The sequence below is a fragment of the Polaromonas sp. UBA4122 genome, from assembly GCA_002381615.1.
In the GTDB taxonomy this organism is placed as follows: Bacteria; Pseudomonadota; Gammaproteobacteria; order Burkholderiales; family Burkholderiaceae_C; genus Polaromonas.
In genome coordinates this window covers 35290-49596 of sequence record DFWY01000093.1, presented here as the reverse complement: position 1 = coordinate 49596, position 14307 = coordinate 35290, and the positions used below count along the sequence as shown (strand labels likewise).

The window sequence follows — 14307 nt, the reverse complement described above, 5'->3', positions numbered from 1 at the left end:
CGCTGGATCTGCGCGAAGTTGCGTACCTGCTTTTGCGCGAAGGTGATGTCCTCGATTTCGCGCGCCGACAGGCTTTTCATGGCCGCTTCGATCTCGCCCTGTGACAGGCGGAAGTCGGACGGGTCCCAGTTGTCGAACTTGCGGCTGTAATCGCGCACGGCAACATCGCCACGTGCCTCAATGTCCTTGATGATGCCTTCGACAGTGGAGCGAACCTTGACGTCGTCCTCGGACCGGACCTGCACGTCCTTGCCATGTTTGAGATATCTGATCATGGTGATTTCCTGAATATTGGGGTTGCATACACATGAATTCTTGAGGTATTGCATACGTATGCAAACAGGGAAAACCCTAATAATTACTGCACCATGACTCGCTAAGTGATCGTTATGAGGGATGCTGTCTGTTGATATTGGGACCTGTTCGGCCGGCCCATGAGCATTCGTGTTTGCGCCACTCTTGTCGATGGTGATCTTCTCGGGCAAGTCGTGCAGGTTGATGGCTCGCTCCAGAAAGCGCCGGGCAGCCGCCAGATCGCGCTTGGCAGTGAGCAAAAAGTCGACCGTGTCGCCCTCACGATCGACAGCGCGATACAGGTATTCCATTCACCAGCCACCTTGATAAAGGTCCATCCATGCGCCAACTCTTGCCCGCCGGACGCTTGCGCCGTCGAAACACCTCAGTCAGCACCGGCAACATCTTGATCGCCCAGCGGCGGTGAACGGTGGCGTGATCAACGAAGACCCCTCGCTCTTGAATCATCTACTCAATGTGGCGCAGGCTCAGCGGGTAGGCAACATACCAACGCACGCATGTGAGCATGACGTTGAGTGGGTAGTGGAGCCGTTTGAGAACTTTTCGCAAGGCGCCATTGATCAAACTTTTACGGAAATCATGCATAGCTCAGATTGTCCGACATCGCTATTGCGACACAACCTTAATTGATACACGAGGAGTCCAATTTCAGCCATTGCGAATGGATACATGAAATGTGCGAGTCACGACCATTCAACAGGCATGACCCAAAAGAGAATGGTTAGTATACCCAGGTCTGGCAGATCAAGCCCGCCAATGACGACGGCGAGCTGACCTATGTGTCGCGATCAGGATGCCGATACTCGCGCCAAGATGATCCATTGAGGCAACCCTGGGCGCTTTACCAGGCCGCGCAAAAAGCTATCAACTTTATAGCAAATAGACATCTTAGAAGTTGACGTTGTCGCGCCCTTTCAGCCCCAGAATTTGGCGCGCTTCATCCGGCGTAGCCACCTCCAGGCTCAGGGCCTCGATCAGAGCGCGGGCGCGCTTGACTTGGTCGGCATTGGTTTTCGCCAGTTGACCGGGACCGTCCCACAGCGAATCCTCCAGTCCCACGCGCACGTTTCCGCCTATGGCCAGGGATTGCGCGGCAACCGGTATCTGGTTGCGGCCCGCGCCCAACACCGACCACACGTAATCATCGCCGAACAAGCGGTCGGCCGTGCGCTTCATGTGCGCCACGTCTTCCGGGTGCGGGCCAATGCCACCCAGAAGGCCGAAGACGGACTGGATCAGGAAGGGCGGCTTGATCAGCCCCCGCTCGATAAAGTGGGCAGCGGTGTAGAGATGGCCGATGTCATAACACTCGATCTCGAAGCGCGTGCCGTTGTTGGCACAGCTCTCCAGAATGTGGGCGATGTCCTTGAAGGTGTTCTTGAACACGCGGTCATCGCTGTTGGCCAGGTACGGGCGCTCCCAGTCGTATTTGAATTCCTTGAAACGGTTCAGCATGCCGTACAGCCCGAAGTTCATCGAGCCCATGTTCAGAGAGGCCACTTCGGGTTTGAACGTGTGCACCGGCACCAGTCGCTCGGCCACCAGCATGGTGGGGGCACCGCCGGTGGTGATGTTGATCACGACATCCGAAGCCGCCTTGATTTTCGGCAGAAAGGCTTTAAACAGCTCGGGGTCTTGCGACGGTAAGCCGTCGTCTGGCTTGCGTGCGTGCAGGTGCACGATGGCCGCGCCGGCCTGCGCCGCACCGATGGCCGCGTCGGCGATCTCTTGCCCAGTGATGGGCAGATAGGGCGACATGGACGGCGTATGGATGGCGCCGGTCACGGCACAAGTAATGATGACTTTCTTGGACTTTCGCATGGTTTTCTCGGGAAGGTGGTGAAGGGAAATCAGGAATCGTTACCGGCTTGCTGGCGCTTGTGGGCCACCAGGGCCATCAGACGGTTATCGCGCCAGCGGGCGCGCTCGGCCAGTTGCGGTGCCGACAGTTCAGTGCGCCGCTCGGCCTCTACTCGCGCCAGCAAGGCGGGATCCCACTCGTTGGGCAATTGCGCTTGGGCCACGCTACGGTAAGTGGGGCCATAACGCTGGGCGTAGTCGATCACACCCTTGGGCGCGTTCAGGTCGATAGTCTCGAATGGCCCCATGAACGACCAGCGCAGGCCCAGGCCGTCTTTCAGCACCTTGTCCAGGTCCTGCACAGACGCATAGCCATCGGCGTACAGGTTTAGCGCCTCGTTGAGCACCGCGCCCTGGATGCGGTTGAGTAGAAACCCAGTGATTTCCTTCTTCAGCAATACCGGGGACTGGCCGGCCCGGCTGTACAGCTCATGGGCCCGTTGCACCGCCTCGGTCGAGGTCCACGACGCGGGCGCGATCTCGACCAGCGGGACCAAATAAGGTGGGTTCACCGGATGCCCGACCATGATGCGGTGGCGCCCCGGCAGGCCCTCAGAAAACTCTGAGGCCATGAGCCATGAGGTCGAGCTGGCCAAAATGGTGCCGGGGGCTGCCATCTGGTCGAGTTCGGCGAAGATGGCGCGCTTGGCTTCCACCGTTTCACGGATGTTTTCCTGGACCAGCACCGCCCCATCCACGGCCTCGGCCAGGGTCGGCACGGGAGTGATGCGCGCCAGCACCTCGACCGGCGTCTCGTCGATCAAGCCGTGATGCGCGAGGTCACTGATGTTTTCCAGCAGCAACTGCAGGCAGGTCGCCAGAGCGTGAGGGTCAGCATCATACAGCCGGACCTGGCAGCCCGCGCGGGCAAACACGATGGCCCAAGCCCGGCCAATCAGGCCTGCGCCAACGATGGCGATGCGTTCGTTCATGGGTGTCTTCTTCATGATGTGCCCCGTGTCAACCAAGATGCTCGACGTTGCCGCACACCGACAGGCTTTGGCCGCTGATGGCCGCCCCGGCCGGTGAGCAGATGAAAATGATCTGGTTGGCGATGTCCTGCGCCGTGACCATGCTGCGCAGTGACACTTTGGCCAGCAGACGCTGCCGCATGGCTTCATGCCCGATGCCGTAGGACGCGGCTTTGGCCGCGATCACGCGTTCCTGCCGCTCGCCCGCCACGATGCCGGGCAGGATCGCATTGACGCGGATATTGGACGGCCCCAGTTCCATGGCCCAGGTTTCGGTCAGCCCGATCACACCGAACTTGGATGCCGAATAAGGCGTGCGTAACGGGAATCCGAGCCGCCCCGCCGTCGAAGATAAATTGACGATAGAGCCGCCGCCGGCCGCCTTGAGCAGCGGAACGGCACGACGGGTACACAGGAACGGCCCTGTCAGATTGACGGCGATGGTCTGATCCCACGCCGCCAGGTCCGTGTCTTCCACCTTGTCGGTGGGGCCAGCGATGCCGGCGTTGTTAACCAGCACATCGAGTCCGCCCCAGCGCGCTGCGAGTTCGGCGAACATGGCGTCGACTTGGGACTCGCTGGATACATCGGTGCGGCTCTGGCTCACCTGGGGCAATTTCTGTTTGGCACTAGCTAGAAAATCGTCGTTGACGTCGCAGATGTGGACTTGCGCGCCAGCGGCGACGAAAGCCTCGGCGATGGCCAGGCCGATGCCTTGGGCGCCCGCCGTGACCACCACGCGTTTGCCGTTTAAATCTAGGTCCATGATTTTGTCCTTTGTCAGATGAAGACGTTACAGCCAGAGACGTCGCACACCAGCACGCGAGCGCCAGCTGCGGAAAACACCCTGGCCATTTCGAGCCCGAGTCCGCCGGCACCCGCCGTGATCAGGACTCTCTTGCCTTTAATACTCATGTTTTCGGACATTGACTAACCTCAGTGTGAACCAATATTGCTGGGGAATTCGCTACCACTACACTCCGAGCAGACGCACCTGGATGTCCTTATCGCGCTGCAACTCGGCCGCCGTGCCTTCGTATTCAACGTGACCGTTGACCATGATGTAGGCACGATCAACCATGGACAAGGCAAGGTCCACATGCTGCTCTACCAGGAGGATGCTGGTGCGCCGACGCAACTGGATGACAGCTTCCAACACTTCCTTGACCACCACCGGCGCCAGGCCTTCAAAGGGCTCGTCGAGCAGGATGAGATCTGCCGGAGCCATAAGGGCACGCGCTATCGCGAGCATCTGCTGCTCGCCGCCGCTCAGATTGCCGCCCAGGGAGTCACGCAGTAGTTTTAGCTTGGGAAAGAGCTGAAACACATCGGCGAGATCCCATCCGCCTGGTCGGCGCGCCACCAGCAAGTTGTCGACCACCGACAGGTTGGGGAAAACCCGTCGGCCCTGCGGCACGATCGCCAGCCCCTCGCGGTTGATACGATCCGACGTCAGACCGCCGATCTCGCTGTCATGGAAACGGATCTGGCCAGCGTCCGGCAAGATCTGGCCCATGATCGTATATAGCGTCGTGGTCTTGCCAACACCATTACGGCCCAGCAGCGCCACCGCCTCGCCCGCACGCACCTCGATCGTCAGGTTGTCCAGCACGCGACTGCCTGCATAGCCCGAACTCACCTTGTCCAGCTGCAACAAGGGCGGGCGTACGACTACATCATGGGCCGCGTCGTGCACGGCAATGTTGGCCTGATTTTCACCGGACTTGCCTAGGTAGGCCTCGACCACCGCTGGGTTATCCACCACAGCCTGGGGCTCGCCATCGGCAATCAGCAGCCCCTGATGCAACACTGTAATGCGGTCTGACAGGGCCACCACGCGGTCGATGTCGTGCTCAATGAGCAGAATGGTGTAGCGACCGGCCAGCTGACGCAGCAGGTTGCTGATACGTTCGCGTTCGGGACCAGCCAAGCCCGCCAAGGGCTCATCGAGCAGCAGAAGCTGCGCCTTGGCCGCCATGGTCACGGCAATGTCCAGCAGGCGCTGTTCTCCGTGCGGCAGGTTATGGGTGATCTCACCCGCCTTGTCCTCCAAGCCTACTGCCTTGAGCAGTGCCCAGGCATCATCCAATAGCGGCTGAAGCTTGTAGGCATCACGCCACAGTGAACCGCACAGGGGCGAGGCTGCCTGGACGGCCACGCGCACGGTCTCCAGCACCGTGAGGTTGGCCGGCAGGCTGACCACCTGAAAGGACCGCGCCATGCCCAGGCGGGTGCGCTCATGAACCTTCAGCGAGCTGATGTCTTGACCGTTGAAGACGATGCGTCCTTGGTCTTGAGGGATGAGTCCCGTAAGCATGTTAAATAGCGTCGTCTTGCCCGCGCCATTGGGACCGATGAGACTGTGGATCGTGCCGGCCCTGACCTGGAAGCCGATGTCCTTGGCCGTCACTACATTACCGAAGCGCTTGCTCAAGTTGCTGACTTCGAGGATGGTCTCGCCGCTGGACATCTCTTGACCCTGCGCGAAGAAATCCGGCAGGTTTGCTGGCATCTGCGGCAGTGGGGTGCGCGTCAGGCCCCAACTGCCATGCCCGCGCATCCGTGCGTAGAAACCGCTCAGGCCCTCGGGCGACAGCAGGACCACGCCGATGATCAGTGCACCAAAAAAGAGTGCCCAATGCTCAGTGTAGTAACTAAGCTGATCGGCCAGGTTGATATAGATGATGGCGCCCCACAGCGGGCCGAGGAAATGGTGGATACCCCCCAGCAAAGTCATCATGACCGGGTCGCCGGCATGCTGCCAGTTCAGATTGTCTGCATAGACCCCATGGATGAGCAGCGACAGCAAACTGCCTCCCAGGCCTATGAAGGCCGCATGGATCACAAACGCGACGAGCTTGTAACGCCAAGGATCAATGCCCAGGTACTGAACGCGCTTCTCGTTGTCGCGAATCGCCTGCAGCACACGCCCGAAAGGCGAATGAACGATGCGGTACAGCATGGCCACGGCGATCAGGACGATAACCGCACAAAATATGTAGTAGTGCCAAGTGTTCTCGAGCCCGGGACGCCGAACGCCCTGCAGGCCGTTTTCCCCGCCGGTCACGCTCGTCCAGCGAAAGCTAACCTCGAAAAAGAGTTGCGTGAATGCCAGTGTCAGCAGGGAAAAATACAGGCCGCGGCGCCGCAAAATGAGCAGGCCCAGGCAGAGCCCCAGCAGGGCGGCGAAGACCGTCCCCACTATCAATGATAGAGCGACGTTCTGATGGACCCTCAGTGCAAAGATCGCGCTGGCGTAGCTTGCCGTGCCGAAAAACACGGACGAGCCAAAAGAGACCATTCCGGTGTAACCCAGCAGCAGGTTGAAGGCAATGCCGTAAAGGGTGTAAATAACGACTTGGGTGGCCAGGTTGATGGTCGAGCCGGCCAACGTCATGACCCACGGAAGGGCTACGAAAACAAAAGCCAGCACCACCAGCGGATGAGTGAGGATACGTTTTGGCTGCATCATTCGAATCGCTCCCAGCGCTCGCCGGACAGTCCCCGCGGACGCAACAGCAGCACGATGATCATCAGGACATACATGATGGAACTGGATGCCTCAGGCCAAAACTGAATGCTGAGTGCCACGGACACTCCTACCATCAGGCCGGCGGCCAAGGCGCCACTCAGACTGCCAAGGCCGCCAATCACGACCACCACGAAGGCCGGCATGATGGCCTGCTCAGCCATGGATGGCACCACACTCCAGAGAGGGGCAGCTAGCACACCAGCCGCGCCAGCGAGCATGCAGCCAAGCCCGAAGATGAACATGAAAACGCGCTTGAGATTGATGCCCAGCATGCTCACCATATCCGGATCCCGAGAGCCAGCACGGACGATGCGCCCGTAGGGGGTGCGGGTGAGGAACAGCCAGACGGCCAGGAGAATCGCAATCGTGGTCACCAAGACGGCTAGCCGGTACTGAGTGACAAACACCGGTCCGAATTTCAGAAATCCCGACAGAAAGGCCGGCGTGTCAAAGGGATGGCCCATGGCGCCCCAAATCACCCGGATCAGTTCCTGGATGAACAGTGCAAGACCAAAAGTAAGTACTAGGCTGAGTAACGGTTCTTTGTCGTAAAGTGGTCGTAAAAGGGTACGCTCGACCAGCAGGCCAATCAGCCCCACCAAAATGGGCGCGATGATCAGGGCACCGCCAAAGCCAACGAACGGCCTCAGTGTCAGCGCCAGATAAGCGCCCAGAGCAAAAAACGCGCCGTGTGCGAAATTGACCAACCCGAGCATGCCGAAAATAATCGACATGCCAACAGCGATCAGCACAAATAGAAAACCCAGAACTAGTCCGTTCATGAGTTGCGACGTCAGAAGCGTAATATCCATCACCAAATATCTCCGTCAGGGGGACAGCACGCCGTAACGGGTTCGCCGACCGTCACCGGCCAAGCCCGCCACGCCCCAATTCAAGGGTCAAATGGTGCCCGCTTATGCCGCAGGCATCTTGCACTGGGTCCCGTTCTTGCCGCCGTACAATTTATCGAATGTTTGGCCGTCGGCAGGTACCGATTCGACCACATCGAAGTAATCGTATTTGTCGGTAATCTTCTTCTTTACCTCGACAACTAGCGTGGGCTGAATCAGTTGGTGGTCCCAAGACCGGAAGTAGATGGGCTTTTCCTTGTAGCCTTCGAACTTGTGGCTTTCCAAGAATTCGACCAGTTTGGTCGAGTCGGTGGACTTGGTTTCGCGGATGGCCGTAATAATGGCTGTCATGCCGAACCAGTCCTGCCATGCTTGGGCCTCAGGCGCAGACTTGTGCTTATCCATGTAGTGCTTAACGAAGGATTTGCTGAGTTCGGTGTTCTGCGCGCCGGTGTAATTCCAGATTTTTGGATAAATCCCCGTGGTCGCCTCGGGCCCGGCCGACCAAAAATCGGTGTCGTTGCAGACGAGCGAGGAAACAGGGATCTTTCCCGTCAGGCCCATTTGATGGAACTGTTTGAGGAAATTGGTCAGGTCGCTACCACCCACGCCCAGAAAGATCGCGTCGGGCTTGGCCGCCATGATCTTCAGAATGAAGGAGCTGTAATCAGTAGTTCCCAACGGGGTCTGGTCGGCCCCGACCACCTTGCCACCGTCAGCCTTGAGCAGTTCACTCATCTGTGCAAAGCCATCGATGCCCCAAGCATAGGAGGCATATAGGAAGTACCAGTTCTTGCCGCTCTTGGCCAACTTGGAATAAACGCTTCGCGTCGTCTCGTAGTTGGGCAAGTCCACCCGGAAGGTGTACCGACCGCAGTTGGCGCCCGTAATTTCACTCGCATTGGGTCCTGATGCCATCAGTAGCCTTTTCTCGCGCTCGGCCACCGGCATGATAGCCAGGATATCGCCGCTGGAGATTCCGCCCTGCACCGCCACGGCCTTTTCCTGCTTGATCAGGCGCTCCATATTTTGCTGCGTGCCCTGGGGGCTGTTCTCGTCGAGCCAGACCAGCTCGATGTGACGCCCCAAAACCTGGCTTTTCGCGTCCTCGACGGCAATGACTGCTCCGTTGTAACCTTGCTCGCCTTGGACCGCATAGGTCCCTGACTTGGGCAGCAACACCCCGATTTTGATGGGCTCCGCTGCCAATGCCGAGCGGGCAAACGGGATGGCGCCAGCCACGCCCGTCACTAGACCTGAAGCACCGGCCTTGACCAGGTTGCGCCGGGAAATGCCAGCGCGTCCATTAACCCCTTTTTCATGTGTCATCGTTATTTCTCCTGAGTGGTTCACGCACATTTGTCCCGACAGCCACTACATCCACTCGATGTCTAGGCACTTCCTCTCCAGACAGCGACCCGGGCGAGCAATGTGTGATCACAGTCGAGACCAAAACGATATTAATATACTGTGATCACAATTAGAGGCAGTGTTTTCCCTAACCCACATGTTCATCTCCGTCCTTCCCCCGGCGCTTCGAGCCGCTGATCCATTCGCGCCGCGCGAGACGCTGAGCGATCAAGTGCTTAAACAGATCAAAGAGATCCTCCTCACGGGGCAGGTCGTACCCGGCGAAACACTGTCGCTCCGCTCCACGGCGGCGGCGCTGGGGGTTAGCGTGATGCCGGTGCGCCAGGCGGTCTACCAACTGGTGGCCGACCGAGCCTTAGAAGCCACGCCTAACCGCTCGGTGCGGGTACCTATGATGACTGCGGCGCAGTTTCACGAGATTACGCAGATCCGACTGGAGATTGAGAGCTACGCGGTGGCACAGGCCGGTGCGCGCGTAACGCCGTCGCTGCTGTCGTCGCTGCGCGAGATCAATGCGGAGTTGTCCCGGTGCTTGGAAGCAGGCCCACAGGGGCTGGCTCAGGTAGTGCTGCTAAATAAAGCCCTGCACTTCTCGCTCTATGAGGCATCGGGCATGCCGATGTTGGTGAAGATGATTGAATCGTTGTGGCTGCGCATCGGACCGGTGCTCAACTATGACCTTCGATCGGGGTCAGAGCGCACCCGCAACAAGATCGCCGCACAGCATCACGCCAACTTGATCGATGCCCTCGAGGCGCATGCAGTAGGTGTCGCTTGCGAGGCCGTGCGGCAGGACATCCTGGGCGCATACGAGTACATCATCAAGCAGCACATGGGGTACTCGGAGGGCACACGCGAAAGGTCACAGCTGCTCACGCGTGTCTATGGCTAGTGCAGGGTGCGTTCTTGAGTAAACCCTGAATCCGTGAGCCCAACCGTCCTCTTGGCCGAGTTGGTCTGTTTTGTCGCACCGTGCCGATGCGATTCAGCCGGCCGAGGCATCGTGTCGACCAATTCGATCGCATTGGGTCGTGCAGACCACGAGTGTGTGAGCGATTTGCTCGTGTCCCTCCGGCAACGCTGCTTGATTTCATCTGACGCGCTCGCGTAGGTTGCGCTGGAGGTTGAAGACGGGTGGTTTCTTGGCCCCGGGGGCAGTCTTTTCCAAACGAGGTATGAGCGAAGTAATCGGCCCACTGCCGAAAATCGCGCCGAAGAAACACTGCGGGCCTTCGTTGTGTCAGAGTGGGAGCGTGGTGCCGCTGAAGACCGATAAGGCAATGGTGCGAAATGCCCGCGTATGAGCGTGGTCCTGGGTAACGTCATCGATATTGGTGAATCGACGTGGCGGTTTGCAGCCGCTGTGCAGATATCCCGTTTAAGAGAGTGAGCAAGACGGCGTACCCGATGCGGCTCCATATTCCCAACTCAATGATGGAGTAAGACTATGGCCAAACGCAACGCAAAAGTCAGTCTCAAAGCGGGCAAGTCCCGGGCGGCCCTGACGATCACTCACCCCAACGCTGCCGGCATCGACATTGGAAGCGCCTCTCACTTTGTAGCCGTTCCCCCGGATCGCGACGATGAACCTGTGCGCGAGTTGCTGTCATCAGCGAAACAGGAACGGACATGTCTCGCTTTCCAACTGTTGGCCACTTTGCAAGCTGGTTGGGGTTGTGTCCGGGTACCAAGATCACCGGGGGCAAGGTGATGAGTGGCAAAACCAAGCGATGCGCCAACCATGCCGCTCAGGCGCTGAAGCTCGCTGCGGCGGCTCTACGCCCGAGCCAATCTGCACTGGGCGCGTACTTCAGACGCATGTGCTCGCGCATGGATAAATCAAAGGCGGTCGCCGCTGCGGCGCACAAGCTCGCGCGGCTGATCTACACGATGCTCACCAAAGGTGAGGAATACACCGACAAAGGTCAGGACTACTATGAAGAGCGCTACCGCGAACGTGTTCTGTGGCACTTGAACCAGCGCGCTAAGAAAATGGGAATGAAATTGGTCGCAACAGAACCTCAACCCAGATAAAAAACCATTCAAAACCAATCACTTGGATGGTGTTTCTTAAGAGCCTGGAGAGGCCTGACCTCGGGGACGCGCGGAGCGTCGATCCGTTGTAGACGAGGCCAGTGTATTGGGGCCCGGGTTTTGGGGTTCTTCTACGTTGGTCGAAGGCTGTGGGCATGTGGGCGAAGGCACGGGCGGTGGGCAACGCGCAGCGTTGTCCACGGACCGTGCCGGTGCGCGTCAGCGCATCGTCCACATGTCCACAGCCTGCCGGGCGCGCAGCGCCCGGCCCCCCCCGCGGCCGTGTTGATTTACGGCCCCCCGTTGCTCTCGGCTCAGCCGGTGCGTGCCGGGACGCGTTTGAACAGCGCAGCGCGTGCCTCATTGAGTTCCTCAGCGGCTTGCACGTCGGTCAAGGCCATGGCCAGCTCGCGCAGGTGTTCGGTAAGCGCTCCATAGACTGCGTCCTTCCGCCGGAGTCGTCGACGCGGTCGGCGCGTGTCAAGCGGGTTGTCGCGTCTGTCATGCGGCTAAAGGCTGGGTATCGATGCTCCTCAAATGTGCTGTGACGACCGAGTCGCGCTCGGGATTGAGCGTGACGATTTCGATGTGAGACCAGTCGCGTGTCTTGCCTGACCAGCGTGCTGGATTGCGTTTGCGGGCTTTGAGGTACAGGGCGTGACGAGCGGACAAGATAGCGACGTCACGACCGTCGTGTCGCTCGGCTGGGCTGACGTAGCGAATGCCGCTGTGGTGGTGGTCCACGTTGTACCAATGCACGAAGCCGGCCGCCCAGGCGCGGGCGTCATCGAGCTTTTCGAAGCCTTTGGTCGGGAACTCCGGGCGGTACTTGGCCGTGCGAAACAGCGCTTCGGCGTAGGCGTTGTCGTCGCTCACGCGAGGGCGTGAGTACGAGGGCTTGACGCCCAGCCAGTTGAGCATGGTCAGCACCGTCGTGGCCTTGAGCGTGGAGCCGTTGTCGCCGTGCAGCACGGGCTTGGTCTTGAGCGTGGCGATGCCCTCGGCCAGCGCCGTGCGGCGCACCAGGTGAGCAGCATGATCGGAGTCGTCGCTGGCGTGCACCTCCCAGCCGACGATCTTGCGGCTGTACAGATCCAGGATCAGGTACAGGTAGAACCACCGGCCGAGCACGTTGGCGGGCAGATAGGTCATGTCCCAGCACCAAACTTCACGTGGCGCTCGGGCAATGTGCGTGGTCGGCGGGCGCGTCGCTCTGGGCGCCTTGGCACGACCGCGGCGCGCGTTCTGCCCATGGGCGCGCAGCACGCGGGCGAACGTGGACTCGCTGGCGAGGTAGATGCCCTCGTCGGCCAGTGCCGGCACGATGCGCGCCGGGGGCACGTCGGCAAAGCGCGGCTCATTGGCCGCGCTCAGGACGGCCGCACGCTCCGCCGGGCTCAAGGCATGCGATGGTGTGGCCCGCACGGCCAGCGGCCTGCCATCACCTGCCACGAGGCCGTCGCTGGCCTTCCAGCGCTGCAGGGTGCGCAGGTCGATGCCGGCGACCTCGCAGGCCAGGTGCAGCCGCGCGCCCGCGCCACAGCCATGGCGCCAGCGCCTTTTGGCTGAGCAGGCGGCCTGTCTGGCGCGCCAGTGCACTGACCATCTCCAGGGGCAGCCGCTGGCGAGCCCTGCAATACCCACCGGTGCGAACGCTGCACGCGCTCAGACCATCGGCCGCGCGCTGCGCTGCCCAGCCGTTGACCGCCTTCTGGCACGATCCATCGGCCTCCAGCGCCTGGCGCATGAACATCGACAGCGCAACCGTCGGCGGATTCCAGCGGTGACGGGCGACTTTTGCCCGGCCTGCGGCGAGGTGATCTTGAACCGCGAGCACGGCGACCGCTACAGCGAGTTGCTTGGCTAATTTCGGCGGCAGGTGAACGGCGGCCTATGTCGATCCTGACTACATCGCCATGGTGCGCAAGAAGCTCGACCTGGATCAACGCCAAGCCGCCGAAATCTTTGGCGGCGGGGTCAATGCCTTCTCGCGGTACGAGAACCGCCTGACGGAATCCGCGCCGCTGGAATCTGGTCTCGTTAACTTCTGCATTTTGAGGCAACAACTTCTGGTTAAAACCAGTATGACGCGGAAAGTTTCGCAACAGCTTTTGATTTTTCACAATTTCCCAGCACGCGTACGCAATGTCAGTCACTTCTTTCAGTGCCATCGCAGCTTCGAAGTTGCTTTCTTGGCTGGAAGCCGCGTCATTCAGCGTTGGACCCGGACCGCGGCGATATCCGTGTTGTCGCCTGGCGTCGGATGTTTTCTCATCCGGCCCATGATCGCTACCTTTTGACCAGCCGATGGTGCACAGTCACCGGCGCGCCAATCGGGCATGTGGACTCCATCGGCGTGGACACCTTGCGCCAACAGCAACTCGGCCATGGCCATCGGCGTCTGGGTGATGCAGCATTCGTCCATCAGATAACACTGCTTCCAGCCCGCCTGCACCCAGCGTTACGGTTGCTTGCAACGGGATCAATTCCATATTTTCATCTTGGTTTTCACCCGGCGTTGGCCATCAGTTCCAGGACTCTGACACATAGTCTTCCGCCCAATTTCCCCCTGGCAGTTGCGTGATCAACAGGCCCGGTTCAAACCTTGGATTTTCCGCGTCGCGGGCCGGCCACCCCTGCGAAATGCCACGTGGATTGCACACCACCCGAACGTAGCGTTTGGCGTCTTCAATGCGGTAGTTCGCGGAACTGTGTGTGTGGCCATGGATCCACAGGCCCGCATGCAACATCAACTCATCCGGAAGCTGCGAGCCATATGCCCCTGTCATCCAATCTGCAGCATACTTCGGCGGTGTGGAATTTCGATGCGGCAAATGATGTGTGACGACGACTGTCTTCGCTGGATCTGCTTTAGCCAACTCCGCTTCCAGCCAAGTGCGACTGGCCGCGTGACGCTCCAGCGTCATCTCTACAGTCAGCTTTCTGCCGAAACCGTTTCGGATGCCATAAATGGCTTTGTAATCTAAATTGTTGTTCTGAGCGTGCTCCATCATTTTTAGCGCCTGCTCTTTTCCAAAGAACTCAAAATCGGTCCACAGCGTGCAACCCAGGAATTGCACATTGCCAATGGTTACCGTGTCGTTTTCCAGAAAATGGACATCGTGAGCTCTGGCGGTCTTTCGCAAAGCATCAATGCCAAGATCGAAATCCTCGCTGTACAGCTCGTGATTGCCGGCGACGTACACGACCGGAATGTCGCCGAAAGTATTGCGGGCCCAGATGATGCCGTTGTCACCGGGATGAATGTCACCGGCCAGCACCACGACATCGGCGGCGGCCACCGCGTCTGTGTCCGGCTCGAACGCGCAGCACTCCAGGTGCAGATCGGAGAGAACCAGGAGCTTTACCATTT

The 14307-nt window shown here is 59.6% G+C and carries 11 protein-coding genes and 4 pseudogenes; 3 read left to right on the top strand and 12 right to left on the bottom strand.

Features of this window, described 5'->3' with window-relative positions; all coding sequences use genetic code 11:
- From B3F77_RS12765 to B3F77_RS12725, 9 genes and pseudogenes are all read right to left on the bottom strand, one after another.
- Positions 1 to 275: histidinol dehydrogenase (locus B3F77_RS12765; protein ID WP_293605314.1), on the bottom strand; the 275-nt coding region annotated here is incomplete at its 3' end.
- Between the two features lie 162 nt (positions 276 to 437).
- Positions 438 to 900: pseudogene (locus tag B3F77_RS12760) on the bottom strand (IS6 family transposase); the annotation flags it as partial.
- A 303-nt stretch (positions 901 to 1203) separates the two neighbouring features.
- Entirely contained in the window at positions 1204 to 2136 is a 933-nt protein-coding gene (locus B3F77_RS12755; protein ID WP_293605312.1) for a 3-keto-5-aminohexanoate cleavage protein, read from the bottom strand.
- A 29-nt stretch (positions 2137 to 2165) separates the two neighbouring features.
- Positions 2166 to 3122 carry a 3-hydroxyacyl-CoA dehydrogenase gene (locus B3F77_RS12750; protein WP_349678413.1) on the bottom strand — a complete coding sequence of 319 codons (957 nt, stop codon included), beginning with the start codon at positions 3120 to 3122 and terminating at the stop codon, positions 2166 to 2168.
- A 13-nt stretch (positions 3123 to 3135) separates the two neighbouring features.
- The gene (locus tag B3F77_RS12745; protein WP_293605310.1) at positions 3136 to 3912 is read right to left on the bottom strand and encodes an SDR family oxidoreductase; all 777 of its coding nucleotides are present in this window, start codon (positions 3910 to 3912) and stop codon (positions 3136 to 3138) included.
- Positions 3913 to 3926: 14 nt separating this feature from the next.
- On the bottom strand, positions 3927 to 4073 hold the full coding sequence (locus B3F77_RS12740) for an SDR family NAD(P)-dependent oxidoreductase (protein ID WP_414703008.1): 147 nt from the start codon (positions 4071 to 4073) through the stop codon (positions 3927 to 3929).
- A gap of 46 nt (positions 4074 to 4119) precedes the next feature.
- Positions 4120 to 6615 (bottom strand): branched-chain amino acid ABC transporter ATP-binding protein/permease, encoded by a 2496-nt coding sequence (locus B3F77_RS12735; protein WP_293605309.1) that lies wholly within the window; start codon positions 6613 to 6615, stop codon positions 4120 to 4122.
- The gene (locus tag B3F77_RS12730; protein WP_293605308.1) at positions 6615 to 7460 is read right to left on the bottom strand and encodes a branched-chain amino acid ABC transporter permease; all 846 of its coding nucleotides are present in this window, start codon (positions 7458 to 7460) and stop codon (positions 6615 to 6617) included. Before B3F77_RS12730 ends, B3F77_RS12735 begins: the two co-directional genes overlap by 1 nt.
- Positions 7461 to 7592: 132 nt before the next feature.
- A complete protein-coding gene (locus B3F77_RS12725; protein ID WP_293605307.1) occupies positions 7593 to 8858 on the bottom strand; it encodes an ABC transporter substrate-binding protein in 1266 nt (421 codons plus the stop codon).
- Positions 8859 to 9036: 178 nt separating this feature from the next.
- On the opposite strand from B3F77_RS12725, the gene B3F77_RS12720 reads away from it, so the two are divergent.
- Together B3F77_RS12720 and B3F77_RS12715 are read left to right on the top strand one after the other, a co-directional pair.
- A complete protein-coding gene (locus B3F77_RS12720) occupies positions 9037 to 9792 on the top strand; it encodes a GntR family transcriptional regulator (RefSeq protein ID WP_293605306.1) in 756 nt (251 codons plus the stop codon).
- Positions 9793 to 10508: 716 nt separating this feature from the next.
- Positions 10509 to 10934: a transposase gene (locus tag B3F77_RS12715; RefSeq protein ID WP_293605313.1), complete on the top strand. Its 426-nt coding sequence runs from the start codon at positions 10509 to 10511 to the stop codon at positions 10932 to 10934.
- 501 nt (positions 10935 to 11435) lie between these two features.
- On the opposite strand, the pseudogene B3F77_RS12710 reads toward B3F77_RS12715, so the two are convergent.
- Together B3F77_RS12710 and B3F77_RS12705 are read right to left on the bottom strand one after the other, a co-directional pair.
- Positions 11436 to 12470: pseudogene (locus B3F77_RS12710) on the bottom strand (IS3 family transposase); the annotation flags it as partial.
- Positions 12460 to 12723 (bottom strand): annotated as a pseudogene (locus tag B3F77_RS12705) (IS4 family transposase); the annotation flags it as partial. The pseudogenes B3F77_RS12710 and B3F77_RS12705, both read right to left, overlap by 11 nt.
- Here B3F77_RS12705 and B3F77_RS12700 point away from each other — a divergent pair.
- A pseudogene (locus B3F77_RS12700) lies at positions 12658 to 12949 on the top strand (type II TA system antitoxin MqsA family protein); the annotation flags it as partial. The pseudogenes B3F77_RS12705 and B3F77_RS12700 sit on opposite strands and share 66 nt — an antisense overlap.
- Before the next feature lie 510 nt (positions 12950 to 13459).
- On the opposite strand, the gene B3F77_RS12695 reads toward B3F77_RS12700, so the two are convergent.
- Positions 13460 to 14305, bottom strand: coding sequence for a metallophosphoesterase (locus B3F77_RS12695; protein ID WP_293605305.1), 846 nt, complete (start codon positions 14303 to 14305; stop codon positions 13460 to 13462).
- Positions 14306 to 14307 lie beyond the last annotated feature (2 nt).

Bases quoted from the DNA above. Each gene is read 5' to 3' on its own strand.
- B3F77_RS12755 (WP_293605312.1), bottom strand. From the start codon at position 2,136: ATGCGAAAGTCCAAGAAAGTCATCATTACTTGTGCCGTGACCGGCGCC.
- B3F77_RS12750 (WP_349678413.1), bottom strand. From the start codon at position 3,122: ATGAAGAAGACACCCATGAACGAACGCATCGCCATCGTTGGCGCAGGC.
- B3F77_RS12730 (WP_293605308.1), bottom strand. From the start codon at position 7,460: ATGAACGGACTAGTTCTGGGTTTTCTATTTGTGCTGATCGCTGTTGGC.
- B3F77_RS12735 (WP_293605309.1), bottom strand. From the start codon at position 6,615: ATGCAGCCAAAACGTATCCTCACTCATCCGCTGGTGGTGCTGGCTTTT.
- B3F77_RS12725 (WP_293605307.1), bottom strand. From the start codon at position 8,858: ATGACACATGAAAAAGGGGTTAATGGACGCGCTGGCATTTCCCGGCGC.
- B3F77_RS12720 (WP_293605306.1), top strand. From the start codon at position 9,037: ATGTTCATCTCCGTCCTTCCCCCGGCGCTTCGAGCCGCTGATCCATTC.
- B3F77_RS12745 (WP_293605310.1), bottom strand. From the start codon at position 3,912: ATGGACCTAGATTTAAACGGCAAACGCGTGGTGGTCACGGCGGGCGCC.
- B3F77_RS12695 (WP_293605305.1), bottom strand. From the start codon at position 14,305: ATGGTAAAGCTCCTGGTTCTCTCCGATCTGCACCTGGAGTGCTGCGCG.
- B3F77_RS12740 (WP_414703008.1), bottom strand. From the start codon at position 4,073: ATGTCCGAAAACATGAGTATTAAAGGCAAGAGAGTCCTGATCACGGCG.